A 17329-nucleotide genomic window follows, 5' to 3' on the forward strand; every position below is an offset into this window, starting at 1 on the left:
GTAAATACTTTCTCCGTATCACCTCCGAAAATTTGCAATATCAGCGTCGTTGACGGGTGTAAGCCGATCAGTCGTCCTTGTACCGACCGATCTCGACGAGGTTCTCGTCCGGGTCCCGGACGTACACCGACTCGAGGCGGCCGACGGTGCCGGTTCGCTCAACTGGTCCCTCGACGATCTCGATATTCTGCTCGTGGAGGCGCTCTTCGACCTCGGCGATCGGGGTCTCGGTCAGCAGACAGAAATCGCCCGCACCGGGGGTCGGCGCCGCGGCGACGTGCTCGACGTCGGTGTCGACGGGGTGGAGGTTGATCTTCTGCTCGCCGAACTGCAGGGCCCGCCGCTCGCCCGTCCGTCCGTCGTCGAAGGCGACGACCTCGGCACCGAGCGCCTCGTAGAACGCGCAGGTTCGCTCGAGGTCCTCGACGGTGAGCACGAAGTGGTCGATCCCGGTGAGGTTCACAGTCTATCGCCCCCGGCTAGTTGATGCATACACTGCTTTTCGGCCCGATCATACTAATTCCCCGTACGCAGGGCTCGATCGAGAAACGTGATCAGCGGAGATACGCGAGCAACGTTTCAACCGCCACATCGAGCGGATCAGAACGGATTCGACAGACGTAGTCCGTGATCAACGTCGGTTGGACTGACGCGATCGTATGCGGAACGATCGAGAGAATAGAATCGCTTGCGGTGAGGTTAGCGATCCGGATTACGCGACAGCGCCTCGGAGACCTTCTCTATCGGGTGGGGCGGTTCCTCGTGACCGTCGTAGCCCGCAATCTGACTCCGGCAGGAAGCACCGGGTGCGACGACGGTCTCGCCGTCGCTGCCGGCGATCTGCTCGAGGAGGACGTCGCCGATCTTCCGGCTCAGGGAGTAGTGCTCGGCCTCGTAGCCGAAGGAGCCAGCCATGCCACAACAGCCCGAGTCGAGCGCGTCGACCTCGTAGCCGACCGTCTCGAGGACGCCGGCTGCGTGGCCGTCCTTCTTCGTCGCCTTCTGGTGGCAGTGGCCGTGGTAGGTCAGGGACTCGCCGGACGCTGCGGTCGGGAGCCGATCGACCAGGTCGAACCGCTCGAGATACTCCATGACGCCGTAGGTGCTTTCGGCGACGGCTTCGACGTCGGGGCCAGAGAGCAGATCCAGATAGTCCGACTGGAGCATGACGGCGTCGGAGGGCTCGACGAGGACAACCTCCCAGTCCTCGGCGACGTATGGAGCGAGCGCCTCGACGTTCGTCCGCGCGCGCTCGCGCGAGATGTCGAGGAAGCCCTTCGAGTGGGCGGGCCGACCGGTCGACGTCACCTCGTCAGGGATCCGAACGTGGACGCCCGCGGTTTCGAGGACCTGCACCGTCGCCTTCCCCGCTCGCGGATGGTTGTAGTTGGTGTAGGCGTCGGGGACGAGCAGGACCTTGCGGTCGGTCTCTGCGGGGTCGACGCGCGACCCTCGAGCGTCGAACCAACCCTCGAGGCTCTCGTCGGCGAACGAGGGGAGCTCCCGCTCACGGGCGATTCCCAGTGTCTTCTCGGCGACGAGCCCGGAGCCCGGCAGCGACGCGGCCCAGTTCGAGACGGGCGCCAGCGCGGAGCCGACGGCGTTGAGCCGATCGACGTTGGCGAACAGTCGCTCGCGCAACCCGACGCCGTGTTCCTGGTGGGCGGCGTGTTCGACCTCGGCTTTGAGCTTGGCCATGTCGACCTCGCTCGGGCAGTCCCGCGCACAGCCCTTGCAGCCGATACAGAGATCCATGATCTCGGCGAGGAACTCCGTGTCCGTGGCCTCGGCCTCGAGATCGCCGCTCATCGCCTGGCGGAGCATGTTCGCTCGTCCGCGGGTGCTGAGACTCTCCTCTTCGGCCGCGCGGTAGGTCGGACACATCACGCCGCCGGTGGTCTCCTGGTCACTGCGACAGCCACCGCAGCCGTGACAGAGTTCGGCCATCCCCTGGAAGCCGTTCTCGTTCTCCCAGCGCAGGGCGGGGTCGAAGCCGGCCTCGAACTCGTAGTCGGGGTCGAACCGCAGGTGCTCGGTCATCCGGTGGTCGCCACAGACCGTTCCCGGATTGAGCAGCCAGTCGGGGTCGAACGTTGACTTCAGGTCGCGGAAGAGCTCCCAGACGTCCTCGCCGTACAGCTTGCGGTTCCACTGGGTGCGGGCGTGGCCGTCGCCGTGTTCGCCCGACACCGAGCCGCCGTACTCGACGACCAGATCCGTCACCGCGTCGGCGAGGGACTCGAACTCCTCGAGGCCGGCCTCGCTTTTGGTGTCGACCAGCGGCCGCATGTGCATACAGCCCGGCCCCGCGTGGGCGTAGAAGCTCGCGAACGTGTCGTGGTCGGCGAGCACCTCCTTGAAGTCGGCGACGTAGTCCGCGAGGTTCTCGGTCGGGACCGCGGTGTCCTCGATGAAGGAGATGTGCTTCGCGTCGGAGGTTCGCGAGAGCAGGATCGGCGCCGCGCTCTTGCGAAGCTTCCAGAGCTCGGCGCGCTCGTCGGGCGCGTGAGCCTCGAGCGCGTCGAAGGCGCGAACGGGGTCGCCGGAAGCGGTCGCGTTCCCCGCGGCGTCCGCGTCGCCCTCGTCCGCGGTCGGATCCGGAACCGTCTCGTCGGGCAGTCGATCGGCCAGCAGGTCGGCGACCTGCTCGCGACCGTGGTCGTCGTCCTCGGCGTAGAACTCCACGAGCAGCGCGGTTTCGGTGCCTGCGGGAAGCTGTGCGACGACGTCGGCGAACTCCTCGGTCCGTCCGGCGAGGTCGATCAGCACGTCGTCGATCGCCTCGATCGCCGCGGGGTCGTGGTTCCGGACGATAGTGTCGACGTCGGCCATCGCCTCGAGCAGGTCCTCGTAGGTCAGCAGGGCGACCGACGTGGTTTCGGGGATCGGCTCGAGGGAGACCTCGACCTCGGTGAGCACGCCCAGCGTCCCCTCGCTGCCCGCGAAGACCCGCGCGAGGTTGACCGTCGCGTTGGGGTCGGGCTCGCCGTCGATCTCGACGGAGTCACCGCTGTTCTCGTCGAAGGCGTCGGGGCGGCCGTAGGCTTCCGCGACGAGCCGATCGAGGTTGTACCCCGAGACGTTCCGTTTGAGCTGGGGGTACGCCTCGGCGATCGCCTCGCTCTCCTCGTCGATCACCCACCTGAGAGCCTCGTAGATGCGCTCGAGCGAATCGCCGTCGGGGTCGGCCCGCTCGCGCAGCGTCGCAACTGTGACCTCGCCGAACCGTTCGACGGAGCCGTCGGCGAGGACGACCTCGCAGGATTCGACGTAGGCGTCGGTTTTGCCGTACTGCAGCGAGTGGGCGCCCGTGGAGTTGTTGCCGACGGCGCCCCCGACCGCGCTGCGGTTTCCTGCGGCGGGGTCGGGCGCGAACTTCAGCCCGTGGGGCTCGAGCTCGTCGTTGAGTTCGGCGAGGACAGCCCCCGCCTGCGCGGTCGCCCGTCGCTCGTCGGGATCGATCTCGAGGAGGTCGCCCATATGCGTGGTAAAATCGAGGACGACGGCCTCGTTGACCGCCTGGCCCGCGAGGCTCGTTCCCCCGCCCCGCGGCAACACCGGAATCTCCCGGTCGGCGCAGTAGGCGACGACGCTGGCGACGTCCTCGGTCGATCGGGGGAGGACGACGCCGATCGGCGTCATCTCGTAGGCGCTGGCGTCGGTCGCGTACAGCTGGCGGCTGTACTCGTCGAAGCGGACCTCGCCGTCGATTCGTTGCCGGAGGTCGGAGACGAGCCTCGGGCGGTCGATTCGACCGCCGACGTAGTCGTAGTCCGCCCTCGAGTCGGCGGCAGGATCCTCGGCTCGCGGATCGTCGGGCGGCCCTAGCTGCACGTCCTCGGGCGCCGCCGTCTGATCGCTGTGGTCGGTCGTCGTTCGATCGCCGTGATCGGTCGTCGACCGGGTGTCTTCGCTAGCCATCGTGACGACTCAACTCGAGTCCGGTCGGAACACGACGTTTTCGAATCCGCGCCCGTCCTCGAGCGCGTCGACGTTCGTCGCGACGATGTCGGCGAGCCGATCCCAGTGTTTCGGCGTGTGGCCCCCCGTGTGAGGCGTGATCAGGCAGTTCTCGAGGTCCCAGAGCTCGTGATCGTTGGGCAGGGGTTCGGGATCGGTGACGTCGAGGGCGGCGCCCCGAATCCCGTTGAACTGCAGCGCCGAGACGAGCGCGTCGGTGTCGATAATGCCGCCCCGTGCCGCGTTGACGATCACGGCCTCGGGCGCCAGCGTCGCCAGCGCGTTCTCGTCAACGAGGTTGCGCGTGAGGTCGTTCAGCGGGCAGGCGAGCACGACGTACTCGCTTCGCGAGAACGCCTCGTGGACGTCGTCCTCCTCGAAGCTCAGGACCTCGTCGGTGGGCCCGCCCTTCGAGGGCGTGTATCGGATGCCGATCGTCTCCACGTCGAATCCCTCGAGTCGCTGGACGATCTCCTGGCCGATCGAGCCGAGGCCGACGACTGTCACCGTACTATCGGTGAACTCGTGTGACTGGAAGTGGCGCCACTCGCCGTTCGATTTGCGCCGCCACCCCTCGTGGAGGTTCCGCGCGAAGACGAGCATGTTCGCGATCGACTGCTCGGCGATCCCGGGGGCGTGGATCCCGCCCGCGTTCGTGACGACGACGCCGTGTTCGGCCAGTGCGTCCATCGGCACGTGGTCGGTGCCGGCGAACGTACACGCGAACAGCTCGAGACGATCCGCGTCCTCGAGCAGCTCCTCCTCGATCGTGACACCCGTCACGATCCGGGCCTGTGGGACGAGTTCGCGCTCCTGTTTCGGCGTGCGGGCGAGTTCGACGGTCGCCTCGGGGAGGCGCTCGCGCAGCGTTTCGGCGTACGATTCCATCGAGAGTCCTTCCGTCCCCTCGCGGAGGACGACGATATCTGGCTTGCTCATGATAGTTCACGCCTGAGCGACGCGTTGGCGTACGATTGTCACCATCTACCTTATCCTTTTTGTGTAGCCGACGTTAACGACAATTGTGTACAATTAAGTTCGTGGGGGGAGTCATCGACTCCCATGAGCGAACCGATCCGGAACCGACTCTCCGCCGTTCGGCGGGACTTCCACCGTCACCCGGAGCCCGCTTGGCGGGAGTTCTACACCACGTACCGCCTCGTCGAGGAGCTCGAGCGCATCGGCGTCGACGAGCTGGCCGTCGGCGCCGACGCCTACGATCCTGCCGATCGGATGGCCGTTCCCGACGACGAGCGCCTCGAGGACTGGCTCGCCCGCGCCCGCGAGTGGGGGGCCGACGAGGACGTCCTCGAGTGCATGGCCGACGGAAACACCGGCGCGGTCGCGGTGCTCGACCGCGGCGAGGGGCCGTCGATCGGCCTGCGCGTCGACATCGACGGGCTGTTCATCGAGGAGGCGGACGACGACGCACACCGCCCGGCCGCCGGGGGCTTTCGCTCGAGGATCGACGGCGCGATGCACGCCTGCGGCCACGACGTCCACATGACCTGGGGGCTCGCGGCGCTGGAGGCGATCAAAGAGAGCGACTTCTCGGGCAGGCTCGTCGTCTTCTTCCAGCCCGCCGAGGAGGTCAGCGGCGGGGGCTGTCCAATGGCGAAGAGCCGCTTCGCCGACGACCTGGACTACCTGCTCGCGGCCCACGTCGGCCTCGACCATCCGACGGGTGAGGTCATCGCGGGGATCGAGAAACCCCTGGCGATGTGTCACCTCGACGTCCACATCGAAGGCGAGTCGGCCCACGCCGGGAAGGCACCCCAGGAGGGAGCAAACGCCATGCACGCGATGGGGACGGCGATCGAGAACATCTACGCGATCCCGCGCCACGCGGACGGGATGACCCGCGTCAACGTCGGGTACGCCGAGGCCGGCAGCGCGAGCAACGTTATCGCCGAAAAAGCGCGAATGGAGGCCGAGGCGCGCGGCGAGACGACCGAGCTGATGGAGTACGTCGAATCGCGGTTCGAGCGGGTCGTCCGCTCGGCGGCGAAACTGCACGACTGCGAGGCCGAGGTCGACGTCGTCAGCAGGTCCCCGCGGGCCGACAGCGATCCCGAACTCGCCGCCGTGGTCGCCGACGTCGCCCGCGGCGTCGACGGGATCGACCGCGTCATCGAGCAGGCCGACTTCGGCGCGAGCGAGGACGCGACCTTCCTGATGGAGCGGGTCCAGGAGGACGGCGGGCTCGCAACCTATCTGATCGTCGGGACCGACCACCCCGATAGCCACCACACGCCCCACTTCGACGTCGACGAGCGCAGCCTCGAGCACGGCGCCGCCGTCCTCGTGGAGACGATCCGGGCGCTCGAGGATCGAGGGCCTCGAACGGGATCGCGGTCGTCACCGGCGACGGAGGGGACGCGGTGAGCGATCGCCGGATCTCCCGCGAAGACGTCGAGGCCGCTCGCGATCGGATCGGCGACGTCGTCCACCGCACCCCGCTGGACACCTCGCGGACGTTCGCCGAGCTGAGCGGGGCCGCGTCGGTCGGGCTCAAACTCGAGAACGTCCAGCGGGCGGGCTCGTTCAAGATCCGGGGCGCGTACAACCGGATGGCCCAGCTGTCCGAGCGCGAACGTGAGGCGGGCGTGATCGCCTCAAGCGCGGGCAACCACGCCCAGGGGGTCGCGCTGGCGGGCGACCTGCTCGGCATCGAGACGACCATCGTCGTCCCTGAGGTCACCCCCGCGGCGAAGATCGAGGCCACCCGCGGCTACGGTGCCGAGGTCATCGTCGAGGGCGAGATCTACGAGCGGTCCTACGAGTACGCCCTCGAGCGGGCCGAGGAGACCGGCGAGACGTTCGTCCACCCCTTCGACGACGAGGCGATCATCGCGGGCCAGGGAACGGTCGGCCTCGAGCTGCTCGAGCAGTACCCCGAGCTCGACACCGTCCTCGTCGCCATCGGCGGCGGGGGGCTGATCTCGGGGATCGGCACCGTCCTGAAGGCCGCCGACCCCGACGTTCGGGTGATCGGCGTCCAGCCCGAGGGGGCGCTCCACGCCAAACCCGCCCTCGAGAACGACCACATCCACGAGCTCGCGGACGTCGACACCGTCGCGGAGGGGATCGCCGACACCCGGATGCTCGAGACCACCTTCGCGAACGCTCGCGAGGTCGTCGACGACGTCGTCGGCGTCACGGACCGCGAGCTCGCGACGGCCGTCACCCTCCTCGCCGAGCGGGCGAAGACGGTCGCCGAGACCGCGGGCGCGGCCCCGCTGGCCGCCGCGCTCTCCGAGGAGACTGACCTCGAGGACGAGGACGTCGCCATCGTCGTCTCCGGTGGGAACGTCAACCTCTCCGAGCACGCCGAGCTGACCCGCACCGGACTCGGGGAGCTCGGCCGCTACGCCGAGGCCCGGCTGGCCGTCGCGGGCTGGCCGACGACCGTCGGCGACCTCGTCGAGACCGTCGAGGCCGAGGGCGCGGCGCTGGACGTCCTCGAGCGCGCCCGCCGCGGCCCCGACGATCACCCGAACCGGGTCCCCGTGACGGTCGGCCTCGAGGGCAGCGGCCCGCAGCACTTACGAGGTGTTCTCGAGTCCTTGGGAGAGCTCGAGGACGTTTCGGTCGTCGAGCGCGGGCTCGAGTAGGCGGGGACGTCGTCGCCGACTCGCGGCGATCGTAGTGGGCCGGCAGAATTATTCGTTGCTAATATGATTACCTGTATGAAAATTTGCGAGACGGGTGTGGCTGCGGCCCTCGCGGCCGTGCTGTTCATCCTCCTCTCTCGAGCGACGGAGATCCTCGGCGGCCTCGTCCAGCGCGGCGACGCTCCGGGCGTGCTGCCGACGCTCGGCACTCACGAGGAGACCGTCGTAGCGTACGGGGCGGCAGTCGGTATCCTCGACCGGCTCGTGCTCGCCGCGATCGCGCTCGGGGTCGGCTACGCTCTCGGTCGGCGGATCGACCTGGTCCGGGAGTACCGCCGATTCGCCGTCGCAGTTGCGGTCGGCAGCGCCGTGGGAGTCGTCCTCGTCGGGACGGCAGCACAGCTGCTGTGGGGGGCTCGGTCGTTCGGCGATCCCGGCGTCTTCGTGCGCGTCCTCGAGGTCGCCTCCCTGACGGTGCGAGTCGCGCTCCCGATCACCGGTTACGTCTTCGCAGGTGCGGCTCTCGCACAGTTGGAGACGGCTCGAGGGGAGTCGGGGCCAGAAAGAAACGGCACTGATCGCCCGGCCGACGCGTAGCGTCGGCTCGAGTCGAACGCCGCGCTACGGCTCGAGGACGACCTTGACGCAGTCGTCCTCCTTGTCGTTGAACCGCTGGTACATCTCGGGGCCGTCGTCGAGATCGCCCGTGTGCGTGATGATTTCGGAGGGATCGATCTGTCCGTCCTCGATCGTCTCGAGCAGCTCGTCGAGGTAGGCCTGGACGTGGGTCTGTCCGGTGTTGATCGTCAGCGCCTTGTTCATGATCGGACCCATCGGCGCGTCGTCCATTCCGTCGATGTAGACGCCCGGGATCGAGAGCGTGCCGCCCTTGCGACAGGACTTGGCGGCCTGCTGGATCACGTAGGGACGGTCGGGCTCGTCGGGAACGGTGTCGACGCAGGTCGAGTGGGCCTCCGAGCCGACGGCGTCGATACACCGGTCGGGCCCGTAGTCGTCGGTCGCGTCCATCAGGCGGTCGTAGACGTCCTCCTCGGAGTAGTCGATCACCTGAGTGTCGGCGTGACCCTGGGCCATATCCAGCCGCTCGGGAATCCGATCGATCGCGATCACTTGGTCGGCGCCCATCATCCAGGCGCTCTGGATGGCGAACTGGCCGACGGGGCCACAGCCCCAGACTGCGACCGTGTCGTTCTCCTCGATTTCGGCGTTCTCGGCGGCCATATATCCCGTCGGATAGATGTCCGAGAGGAACAGTACTTCCTCGTCGGAGAGGTTCGAGTCGATCTTGATCGGTCCGACGTCGGCGTGCGGTACTCGGAGATACTCGGCCTGCCCGCCGTCGTAGCCGCCCAGCGTGTGCGAGAAGCCGAACAGGCCGGCCGGCGAGTGACCCATCGACTCCGCGGCCATCTCGGCGTTGGGGTTGGTTTCGTCACACAGCGAGTACATGTCGTTCCCGCAGAACCAGCAGGAGCCGCAGCTGATCGTAAAGGGGATGACGACGCGGTCGCCCTCCCGCAGGTTGTCGACCTCCTCGCCGACCTCGACGACCTCGCCCATCGGCTCGTGGCCTAAGATGTCTCCCTCCTGCATCCCCGGCATAAAGTCGTTGTAGAGGTGGAGGTCCGAACCGCAGATCGCCGTCGCGGTGATCTCGACGATGGCGTCCGTCGGTTTCTCGATCTCGGGCTTCGGGACGTCGTCGACGCGGACGTCCTGTTCACCGTGCCAGCGGAGTGCTTGCATTACGAGCACAGCCATGCTGACCGTTCGGGTAAGGGCGCGGCCTGTGTTCGCAACGGCCGCGCGACCGCCGAAAACCGCCGCGAGACGGAAACTTCTAACTACATCTGTGGTGAACGATCGCGCATGACCCTCGAAGTCGGCGTACTCGGCTATCGGTTCATGGGGAAAGCCCACGCGAACGCACTGGCGCGGCTGCCGATGTTCTTCTCGGACGCCCCGGACGTCGAACGCAAGGTCCTCGTCGGCCGCGACGAGGAGGCGCTCTCGGAGGCCGCGGATCAGCTTGGGTTCGCCGAGACGGCGACCGACTGGCGCGAGGTCGTCGACGATGTCGACGTCTTCTACAACCTCGGACCGAACCACGTCCACGCCGAGCCGTCGATCGCCGCCCTCGAGGCCGGCACACCCGTCTTCTGCGAGAAGCCGCTGGCTCCGACCCTCGAGGAGGCTGCAGAGATGGCCGAGGCGGCCCGCGAGGCCGGCGTCCCCAATGGCTGTGCCTTCAACTACCGGTTCGTCCCCGCGATTCGGTACGCGAAGCGGCTGATCGACGACGGCGAGATCGGCGAGATCCGCCACGTCCGCGGGCGCTACCTCCAGGACTGGCTGGTCGATCCCGAGGCGCCGTGGGCCTGGCGCCTCGACGAGGAGATGGCCGGTTCGGGCGTGCTGGGCGATCTGGGCGCTCACACGGTCGACCTCGTACGCTTTTTGGTCGGAGGAGACGAGCACGCGGGCGAGATCGAGCGACTCAGCGGCCACCTGCAAACGTTCGTCGACGAGCGTCCCGTCGAAGGGGAAGACAGCGAGACGCGGCCGGTCACCGTCGACGACGCCTACTCGGCCCAACTCGAGTTCGCAAACGGCGCGATGGGCACGCTCGAGGCCACGCGGTACGCGACGGGCCACAAGAACGACCACACGATCGAGATCCAGGGCAGCGAGGGCAGCCTCCGGTTCTCCCTCGAGCGCCTGAACGAACTCGAGGTGCTTCGCCGGGGGGAGAACCGCGGCTACGAGACGATCCTCGTCACGGACGAGGACGACCCCTACGTCGACCACTGGTGGCCGCCGGGCCACGTTATCGGCTGGGAGCACACGTTCGTCCACGAGAACTACGAGCTGCTCAGTGCCGTCGCGAACGACGGGACGTTCGAACCCAGCTTCGAGGACGGGCTGGCCGCCCAGCGGATCCTCGCGGCGGTCGAGGACAGCGACGAGCGCGGCGAGTGGGTCGACCTCGGGTAATCGCGGTTCGGTCTTCGTTGCAGACCGTACGCCTATCGGGGAGACGCCCGAACGTATCGACCGACCGATGACCCACACGATTCTCGTCACGGATTTCGACTTTCCCGACCTCGAGATCGAACGCGACGTCCTGACCGACCGCGACGTCGAACTCGTCTCGGCCGACGCCGAAACCGCCGACGAGGTGATCGAGGCGGCCCGGGAGGTCGACGCCGACGCGTTGCTCGTCCAGTACGCGCCGATCGACCGGGACGTCCTCGAGACCCTCGACGTCGCGGTCGTGGGCCGGTACGGGATCGGCGTCGACGCGGTCGACCTCGAGGCCGCGACCGAAAACGGGGTCGTCGTGGTCAACGTCCCCGACTACTGCGAGGACGAGGTGCCGACGCACACGATCGCGCTCCTGTTCGCCTGCGTGCGCAAGACCTCGCTGTACGACCGCGCGATCGCCGAGGGAACGTGGGACTGGACGGTCGGCGCGCCGATCCACCGGCTGGCGGGGAAGACCCTCGGCTTCGCGGCGTTCGGGAAGCTCCCGCGGGGGATCGCCGAGCGGCTCTCGGGGTTCGACCTCGAGTTCGTCGCGTACGACCCCCACCAGTCCGCCGACGAGCTCGCCGAGTACGGCGTCGAGAAGGTGTCGTTCGACGGGCTACTCGAGCGCTCCGATATCGTCTCGGTGCACACGCCGCTGACCGAGGAGACGCGGGAGCTGTTCGACGCCGAGGCGTTCGCGGCGATGGACGACAACGCCGTCCTGCTCAACACGGCCCGCGGCGCGGTCGTCGACGACGAGGCGCTGGCGACGGCTCTCGAGGACGACGAACTCGCCGCTGCGGGACTGGACGTGCTTCCGGCGGAACCTCCCGATGACTCGCCGCTGGTCGGCCGCGACGACGTCGTCTGTACGCCTCACGTCGCGTGGTACTCCGAGGAGTCGATCGTCGAGCTTCGAGAAACCGTGACTCGAGACGTTCTGCGCGTGTTAGGCGATGATCGGCCCGAGAACCCGGTCAACAAGAACGTTCTCTGAGAACGGGGGTTCGAGCGAAGTCCGAAGCGATCGCTCGTCCGGACGGCTACTTCGAGTCGACCCGAACGACCGTGTGGATTTCGTCGTACCGGACGCTGCCCTCGTCGGCGGGCTGGTCGTCGATCTCGAGGTAGCCGGGCTCGAAGCCCGTTACCGTCCCTTCGAGTTCGAAGTCCTGGCTGTCGTCGGCCCACTCCTTGCTCTGGACCTCGACGACGTCGCCGACCGCGACGTGTTCCTGTACTAGCTCCTGTGCACGGTCCCCGTCCGCGTCCGGCGGGATCGTCAGTTCCGTCATGTACTCGAATCGAACGGCGGCTACGCGTAAAGTGTTGCTGTCGTCGTATTCAGCGTGGACTTCGGCTCGTCGGGAGTCTCGTGGTCCGACGACTTTTGTACGAACGCGGCGAAAAACCCGGTAATGAAGACGATAAAGGACAGCGTCCACGACCACATCCGGATCGACGGCGTGGCTCGAGCGCTGCTCGACACCCCCGAAGTTCAGCGCCTCCGTCGGATCGCCCAGCTAGGGACCGTCTCGCTCGTGTATCCCTCCGCGAACCACACTCGGTTCGAGCACAGCCTCGGGGTCTACCACCTCGCCTGCGAGGCCCTCGAGGGGCTTGGTATCGAGGGGAAACAGGCCGAACGCGTCCACGCGGCGGCGATGCTCCACGACGTCGGCCACGGGCCGTTCAGCCACAACCTCGAATCACTTACTTACCGCAGGACGGGGCGCTACCACGACGACGTCGGCGAGCTGCTCGCCGACGGGCAGGTCGGCGACGTCCTTCGAGAGCACGACCTCGAGCCCAAGGCGGTCGCCGGGCTGGTCGCCGGCGAGGGGCGGTTCGGCCAGCTCGTCTCGGGCGAGCTGGACGTCGATCGGATGGACTACCTCGTCCGGGACGCCCACCACACGGGCGTTCCCTACGGAACGATCGATCACGGACGGCTGGTCCGGGAGCTGACGTTCACCGACGACGAGCTCGTCCTCGACGAGGGGAACGTCCAGACGGCCGAGAGCCTGCTGGTCGCGCGGGCGCTGATGAATCCGACGGTGTACAGCCACAGCGTCGCCCGGATCAGCAAGGCGATGCTCCGGCGGGCCGCCGAACGCCTGCTCGAGGCGCCGGAGGCCGGCGTCGACGCCGAAACGCTCCAGCGGATGGACGACTACGATTTGACGGTTGCGCTGCGCAACTGCGAGGCGACGAGCGCGTTCTCGCGGCGACTGGATCACCGCGACCTGTTCAAACGGGCCGTCTGGGCCGAGATCGACGACGTGCCGGGCGGGATCATCGAGAGCGACCACGAGGCGATCCGGCAGTTCGAGCGCGAGATCGCCGACAGGGTGGACGTCGATCCGGCACACGTCATCCTCGACGTGCCGGGACGCCCGTCGATGACCGAGTCGACGAGTCGCGTGCTGGTCAACGGCGACGTTCGACAGCTCGGCCAGCAGTCGCCGCTGGTCGAGGCGCTGCGAGCCGCCCAGTACTCCCAGTGGCGACTCGGCGTCTACTCGCCGACCGAGCTTCGCGAGCGGGTCGGGCGAGCTGCCGTCGAGGTGCTCGGACTCGACATCGAGGGCACGCTCGTCACCGAGGTTCGGGACGGGCTCGAGACGACCCTCGACGAGTTCGTCGAGTGACGTTCGGAGGCGAACGCAAACGGTTGAAGGGACGGGCCACGAAGAAGCGAGCATGGAACGAACCGGGACGATCCTCCGCGGTAGAGACCTCGAGCCCGTCGAGGGACGCATCGTTATCGACGGCGAGGGACGCATCGAAGCCATCGAGGAGGAGTCGGTCGACAGCTCGGATATCATCCTCCCGCCGTTCGTCAACGCTCACACCCATATCGGCGACTCGATCGCCAAGGAAGCCGGCGGCGGGCTCTCGCTCGAGGAGCTGGTCGCCCCGCCCGACGGGTTGAAACACCGCCTCCTCCGCGAGGCCTCCCGCAAGGAGCTCGTCGACGCGATGGAGCGATCGCTTCGGTACATGCAACGCGGCGGGACCGCCGCCTGTCTCGACTTCAGGGAGGGCGACGTCGAGGGCGTCCGGATGCTCGAGGACGCGGCCGAGGGCCTCGAGCTCGAGGCCCTGTCGTTCGCCCGCGGCTCGGTGGCGGCGATGGAGGCGGGCGACGGGTTCGGTGCCAGCGGGGCCAACGACGGCGACTTCGAGGATGAGCGGGCTGCGACCCGCGAGGCCGGCAAGCCGTTCGGCATCCACGCGGGCGAGGGGGATCCGAGCGACCTCGACGGCGCGCTCGCCCTCGAGCCCGACTTCCTCGTCCACGTCGTCCACCCCGAACCGGACCACCTCGAGCGAATCGCCGACGCCGAGATTCCGGTCGTGCTCTGCCCGCGGTCGAACCTCGTCACCGGCGTCGGCTTCCCGCCCGCGGCCGAACTGGCCGAGCGAACGACGCTCGCGCTCGGGACCGACAACGTGATGCTCAACTCGCCGTCGATGTTCCGGGAGATGGAGTTCCTCGCGAAGTGTTCCGAACTTCGGGCCGAGACGATTCTACGGATGGCGACGGTCAACGGCGCCGACCTCGCCGGTCTCGAGGGTGGCGCCCTCGAGCCGGGAGCGCCCGGACGGCTGCTCGTTCTCGACGGGGATTCGGATAACCTCACAGGTGCCCGGGATCCAATCCGGGCCACGGTGCGGCGAGCCGGCGTTGACGACGTCCGCGAGGTCGTCCTCGAGCCGTAGCGTCCGCCTCGACGCGGACGGCCCCTCCGAACGGGCGGCTGTCGGTCGAGAGCCCTGATTCTCGTCCTCTCCTGGATAATACATAACTATTAGAGAGTGTTTTAATCACTACATTTTCTCCTCTTAGATGCCATATTAGGCACGTATTCGAAATCCACAACCATCAGTACTGAATTATATTTCCAGTAACTAGTGACTTATCTGAGTAGTAGTAATTCCGGGTAACCGATTAGTTCGATCCGTGACGCAAGACAACCGAACCAGACGGCGCGTACTTCAGGTCGGCAGTGGCGCGGCCATTGCCGGGCTCGCGGGATGTACCGATTTCCTCTCCAGCGACGACGACGAGGACGACGACGATCCGTCGAACGAAACCGACGGTGGTAACGGCGGTAACGGGGAAAACGGCGGCAACGGCGACGACCCCGACGGCGAGGAGGACAAGGACGAGATCGAGGAGCCGAAGGGCGTGCTCGATCCCGTCCCGACGCCGGACGACCCGAAATCCGCGTTCCCGATCGCCGGCACGGGCGACGCGCCCGTAACGATCAAGCTGTTCGGCACCTGGAAGTCGACCGAGACCTCCGAGTTCATGCTCGAGGAGTTCACCGAACTGCTCGAGAAACACGTCAAGAAGGGCGAGGTCGACCTCGAGGTCCACGCCGTCGCCTCCCTCGGCGGGGCGGCGCTCCACGGCGACGACGGGGAGCGACTGGCTCGAGCCGGACTGGCCGTCTGGGACCACGACCCCGGCCAGTTCTGGATGTTCGTCGAGTGTATCGCGATCAACATCGACCTCGAGGAAGAGTGGGCGACGCCGAAGCGACTCGAGCACGTCGCCGAGAAGTCTGACGTCGCCGACCCCGAGACGGTGTACGACGCCGCCAGCGGCGATGCGTACCAGGACGAACTCGACGAGACGATCGACGAGGTCGAGAAGATGGACGTCGACGACGTGCCCCGCGTCAGCGTCGACGACACGGTCTACTCGCCGACAGAGGAGACCGACGAGCTGTACGCGGCCATCGAGGCCGCCGTCGAGACGGAGACGTAACGGACCGGAGACAGTCGTCGATTGGGTCATTCACTTTTTCGATCGGAGTCAGGGTGCACGTGCCGACAGTACGGTTTAGTTGCTTCTGACCGCAGATCGGGCTATGACACTCTCCGTTACGGTTGCCGACGTCCACCGAATGACGCCGGACGTCAAGCAGTTCCGGCTCGTCGCCGACGATCACCGCTTCGAGTTCGATCCCGGCCAGCACACGTCAGTCCACTTCGAGGCCGACGGCGAGGATCAGGAACGGCCGTACACGGCGATCAACGCCCCCGGAACGAACCAGCTCGTGCTGACGATCAAGCGCTACGACGACGGCACCGGTTCGGTCTACATGCACGACCGGACGCCGGGCGACGAGATCGAGATCGACCCCGTCGACGGGAACCTCCACCTCCGCGATCCCGAGCGCGACGCCCTCTTCGTCGCCACTGGAACGGGGATCACGCCGCTGTATCCGATGATCAGACAGTACGCCGACGAGGGCCAGGGAACGGCCACGCTCGTTTTCGGCGAGCGCGACCAGGAGCACCTGATCTTCCGCGAGAGTCTCGATCAGCTTCGGGCAGGGACCGACGCCGTCTCGGTCGAGTACGTCCTTTCGGATGCCGACGACGACGCGGCCTGGAACGGACGAACCGGCCACGTTCAGGACCACCTCCAGGAGTCGCTCGAGGGCCTCGAGGACCTCGCGAACGTCGACTGCTACGTCTGTGGCGTTCCGGAGATGGTCCTCGAGACCCAGGACCTGCTCGAGGACGCCGGCGTCGACGGCGATCGGGTCTTCACTGAGGGATGGGAGGCGGACGCGGCCGACGATGATTGAGTCCCTCGTGCGAGGTCCGTTCATCACGTACACATCGCCTGACAACGACGGGTCTCGACCGTTAAAAACATCGCAACAGGTGCGAAATTTTTATACCAATGGGGCCTGAAGCATCAGGTGCCGACGAACGTCGGCATCGATCACACTCCCCCTCAGAAACCAGCGCCACACCCGCTGTCTCTCATGGGGCGTGTCGTCGCCACTCCCCCCACCCCCCACCGCCCGAACTCCCCCCGTTCGGGCGGACTGCGACGACGCGCCTTCGTGATCCCGCTTTTCCGCGATCGAACCGGCTCGTAGGGTTGACTCTGGTCGGCGCGTGAAACGTTTATACACCGGATAACGTCGGGTTAGCCGTCGATCGTCGCCTCGAGCTCGAGCAGCCCGAGATAGTCCGGGGCGGCACCGCTGGTTCGAAACTCCGTGACCGTCGAGTCGACGAACTCGTAGAACTCCGACTGCGTGCTCGGAATCATCGGCTGACCGTCCTCTCGCAGGAGATAGGCCGGGGCGTTCGTACTGCGGATCCGTTTCTGTTGTTCCGCCCAGGCGTCGCCGGCGTAGAGGAAGACGCCGAACGAGAAGCGACCGGCGGCGACCGCGTCACGTTTCGAGTCGAACTCGTCGGCCTCCTCGATCCGGTACTCCTCGTCGCTGAGCCAGGCGATCGCGGCGGCTCCCTCAGCCCGGAGGAGGTAGACGTCCCAGGACAGCGTCTTGTCGAAGATCGCCCAGCCGTTTCGCGGGCCGATCGTGTCGATCTGGACGCTGAAGGCCGGTCGGCCGCGAGAGCCGCTCGGCTCGTGGACGAACGTCGCGTCGTACCCCGGAATCCGGATCCCCCGATCGTGGTAGGCGACGCCCTCGACCGGAATCTCGACCTCGAGCTCGTCGATCAGCGCGCGGGCTGAGAGCCCGCCCGTCTGCTCGAGGCGCTCGAGAAACGACGGGAGTCGCGAGACTTCCGCCCAGACCGGGCGCTGGGGCGCGCTCATCGGCCGCCTCCATCCCCGTGCGCTCGACGTTCGTCCGTACTCGCCCCGTCGGTTCCGCTCGCGAGCGAACCAGCCGTGTTCATGCTCGTGTGAGACGGGC

The 17329-nt window shown here is 67.1% G+C and carries 15 protein-coding genes; 9 read left to right on the forward strand and 6 right to left on the reverse strand.

What is annotated here, in order from left to right; translation table 11 throughout:
* Positions 1–67: 67 nt before the first annotated feature.
* From C491_RS12405 to C491_RS12415, 3 genes are all read right to left on the reverse strand, one after another.
* The gene (locus tag C491_RS12405; protein ID WP_005556740.1) at positions 68–463 is read right to left on the reverse strand and encodes a VOC family protein; all 396 of its coding nucleotides are present in this window, start codon (positions 461–463) and stop codon (positions 68–70) included.
* A 236-nt stretch (positions 464–699) separates the two neighbouring features.
* Positions 700–3921 carry an FAD-binding and (Fe-S)-binding domain-containing protein gene (locus tag C491_RS12410; protein WP_005556743.1) on the reverse strand — a complete coding sequence of 1074 codons (3222 nt, stop codon included), beginning with the start codon at positions 3919–3921 and terminating at the stop codon, positions 700–702.
* Between the two features lie 9 nt (positions 3922–3930).
* Positions 3931–4899, reverse strand: a complete 969-nt coding sequence (locus C491_RS12415) for an NAD(P)-dependent oxidoreductase (RefSeq protein ID WP_005556745.1) — start codon at positions 4897–4899, stop codon at positions 3931–3933.
* A gap of 123 nt (positions 4900–5022) precedes the next feature.
* Between C491_RS12415 and C491_RS12420 the strand changes: the two genes are divergently transcribed.
* From C491_RS12420 to C491_RS12430, 3 genes are all read left to right on the forward strand, one after another.
* On the forward strand, positions 5023–6345 hold the full coding sequence (locus C491_RS12420; protein ID WP_005556747.1) for an amidohydrolase: 1323 nt from the start codon (positions 5023–5025) through the stop codon (positions 6343–6345).
* Positions 6342–7574 carry a threonine ammonia-lyase gene (gene ilvA / locus C491_RS12425; RefSeq protein WP_005556748.1) on the forward strand — a complete coding sequence of 411 codons (1233 nt, stop codon included), beginning with the start codon at positions 6342–6344 and terminating at the stop codon, positions 7572–7574. The genes C491_RS12420 and ilvA overlap by 4 nt, the downstream gene beginning before the upstream one ends.
* A 75-nt stretch (positions 7575–7649) precedes the next feature.
* Positions 7650–8171 carry a hypothetical protein gene (locus C491_RS12430; protein WP_049891832.1) on the forward strand — a complete coding sequence of 174 codons (522 nt, stop codon included), beginning with the start codon at positions 7650–7652 and terminating at the stop codon, positions 8169–8171.
* 24 nt (positions 8172–8195) lie between these two features.
* Here C491_RS12430 and C491_RS12435 read toward each other — a convergent pair whose 3' ends face one another.
* A complete protein-coding gene (locus tag C491_RS12435) occupies positions 8196–9341 on the reverse strand; it encodes a zinc-dependent alcohol dehydrogenase (protein ID WP_005556752.1) in 1146 nt (381 codons plus the stop codon).
* A 123-nt stretch (positions 9342–9464) separates the two neighbouring features.
* On the opposite strand from C491_RS12435, the gene C491_RS12440 reads away from it, so the two are divergent.
* Together C491_RS12440 and C491_RS12445 are read left to right on the forward strand one after the other, a co-directional pair.
* Positions 9465–10589, forward strand: a complete 1125-nt coding sequence (locus C491_RS12440; RefSeq protein WP_005556754.1) for a Gfo/Idh/MocA family protein — start codon at positions 9465–9467, stop codon at positions 10587–10589.
* 67 nt (positions 10590–10656) lie between these two features.
* The gene (locus C491_RS12445) at positions 10657–11622 is read left to right on the forward strand and encodes a C-terminal binding protein (RefSeq protein WP_005556756.1); all 966 of its coding nucleotides are present in this window, start codon (positions 10657–10659) and stop codon (positions 11620–11622) included.
* A gap of 46 nt (positions 11623–11668) precedes the next feature.
* Here C491_RS12445 and C491_RS12450 read toward each other — a convergent pair whose 3' ends face one another.
* Positions 11669–11920, reverse strand: coding sequence for a hypothetical protein (locus C491_RS12450; protein ID WP_005556758.1), 252 nt, complete (start codon positions 11918–11920; stop codon positions 11669–11671).
* 123 nt (positions 11921–12043) lie between these two features.
* On the opposite strand from C491_RS12450, the gene C491_RS12455 reads away from it, so the two are divergent.
* The 4 genes from C491_RS12455 to C491_RS12470 all read left to right on the forward strand — a co-directional run bounded on the left by C491_RS12455 (position 12044) and on the right by C491_RS12470 (position 16234).
* The gene (locus tag C491_RS12455; RefSeq protein WP_005556760.1) at positions 12044–13276 is read left to right on the forward strand and encodes an HD domain-containing protein; all 1233 of its coding nucleotides are present in this window, start codon (positions 12044–12046) and stop codon (positions 13274–13276) included.
* Positions 13277–13328: 52 nt separating this feature from the next.
* Positions 13329–14351: an amidohydrolase family protein gene (locus C491_RS12460; RefSeq protein ID WP_005556761.1), complete on the forward strand. Its 1023-nt coding sequence runs from the start codon at positions 13329–13331 to the stop codon at positions 14349–14351.
* 241 nt (positions 14352–14592) lie between these two features.
* Positions 14593–15405 (forward strand): thioredoxin domain-containing protein, encoded by an 813-nt coding sequence (locus C491_RS12465; protein WP_005556763.1) that lies wholly within the window; start codon positions 14593–14595, stop codon positions 15403–15405.
* 103 nt (positions 15406–15508) lie between these two features.
* Entirely contained in the window at positions 15509–16234 is a 726-nt protein-coding gene (locus C491_RS12470) for a ferredoxin--NADP reductase (protein WP_005556765.1), read from the forward strand.
* Positions 16235–16584: 350 nt separating this feature from the next.
* Here the strand turns inward: C491_RS12470 and C491_RS12475 are convergent, their stop codons facing one another.
* Positions 16585–17229 (reverse strand): hypothetical protein, encoded by a 645-nt coding sequence (locus tag C491_RS12475; protein WP_005556767.1) that lies wholly within the window; start codon positions 17227–17229, stop codon positions 16585–16587.
* Between the last annotated feature and the right edge of the window lie 100 nt (positions 17230–17329).

The sequence above is a fragment of the Natronococcus amylolyticus DSM 10524 genome (assembly GCF_000337675.1).
In the GTDB taxonomy this organism is placed as follows: domain Archaea; phylum Halobacteriota; class Halobacteria; order Halobacteriales; family Natrialbaceae; genus Natronococcus; species Natronococcus amylolyticus.

Coding starts and splice junctions, on each gene's coding strand:
- C491_RS12410 (WP_005556743.1), bottom strand. CDS start 3,921: ATGGCTAGCGAAGACACCCGGTCGACGACCGATCACGGCGATCGAACG.
- C491_RS12415 (WP_005556745.1), bottom strand. CDS start 4,899: ATGAGCAAGCCAGATATCGTCGTCCTCCGCGAGGGGACGGAAGGACTC.
- C491_RS12420 (WP_005556747.1), top strand. CDS start 5,023: ATGAGCGAACCGATCCGGAACCGACTCTCCGCCGTTCGGCGGGACTTC.
- C491_RS12430 (WP_049891832.1), top strand. CDS start 7,650: ATGAAAATTTGCGAGACGGGTGTGGCTGCGGCCCTCGCGGCCGTGCTG.
- C491_RS12435 (WP_005556752.1), bottom strand. CDS start 9,341: ATGCAAGCACTCCGCTGGCACGGTGAACAGGACGTCCGCGTCGACGAC.
- C491_RS12440 (WP_005556754.1), top strand. CDS start 9,465: ATGACCCTCGAAGTCGGCGTACTCGGCTATCGGTTCATGGGGAAAGCC.
- C491_RS12445 (WP_005556756.1), top strand. CDS start 10,657: ATGACCCACACGATTCTCGTCACGGATTTCGACTTTCCCGACCTCGAG.
- C491_RS12450 (WP_005556758.1), bottom strand. CDS start 11,920: ATGACGGAACTGACGATCCCGCCGGACGCGGACGGGGACCGTGCACAG.
- C491_RS12455 (WP_005556760.1), top strand. CDS start 12,044: ATGAAGACGATAAAGGACAGCGTCCACGACCACATCCGGATCGACGGC.
- C491_RS12460 (WP_005556761.1), top strand. CDS start 13,329: ATGGAACGAACCGGGACGATCCTCCGCGGTAGAGACCTCGAGCCCGTC.
- C491_RS12470 (WP_005556765.1), top strand. CDS start 15,509: ATGACACTCTCCGTTACGGTTGCCGACGTCCACCGAATGACGCCGGAC.
- C491_RS12475 (WP_005556767.1), bottom strand. CDS start 17,229: ATGAGCGCGCCCCAGCGCCCGGTCTGGGCGGAAGTCTCGCGACTCCCG.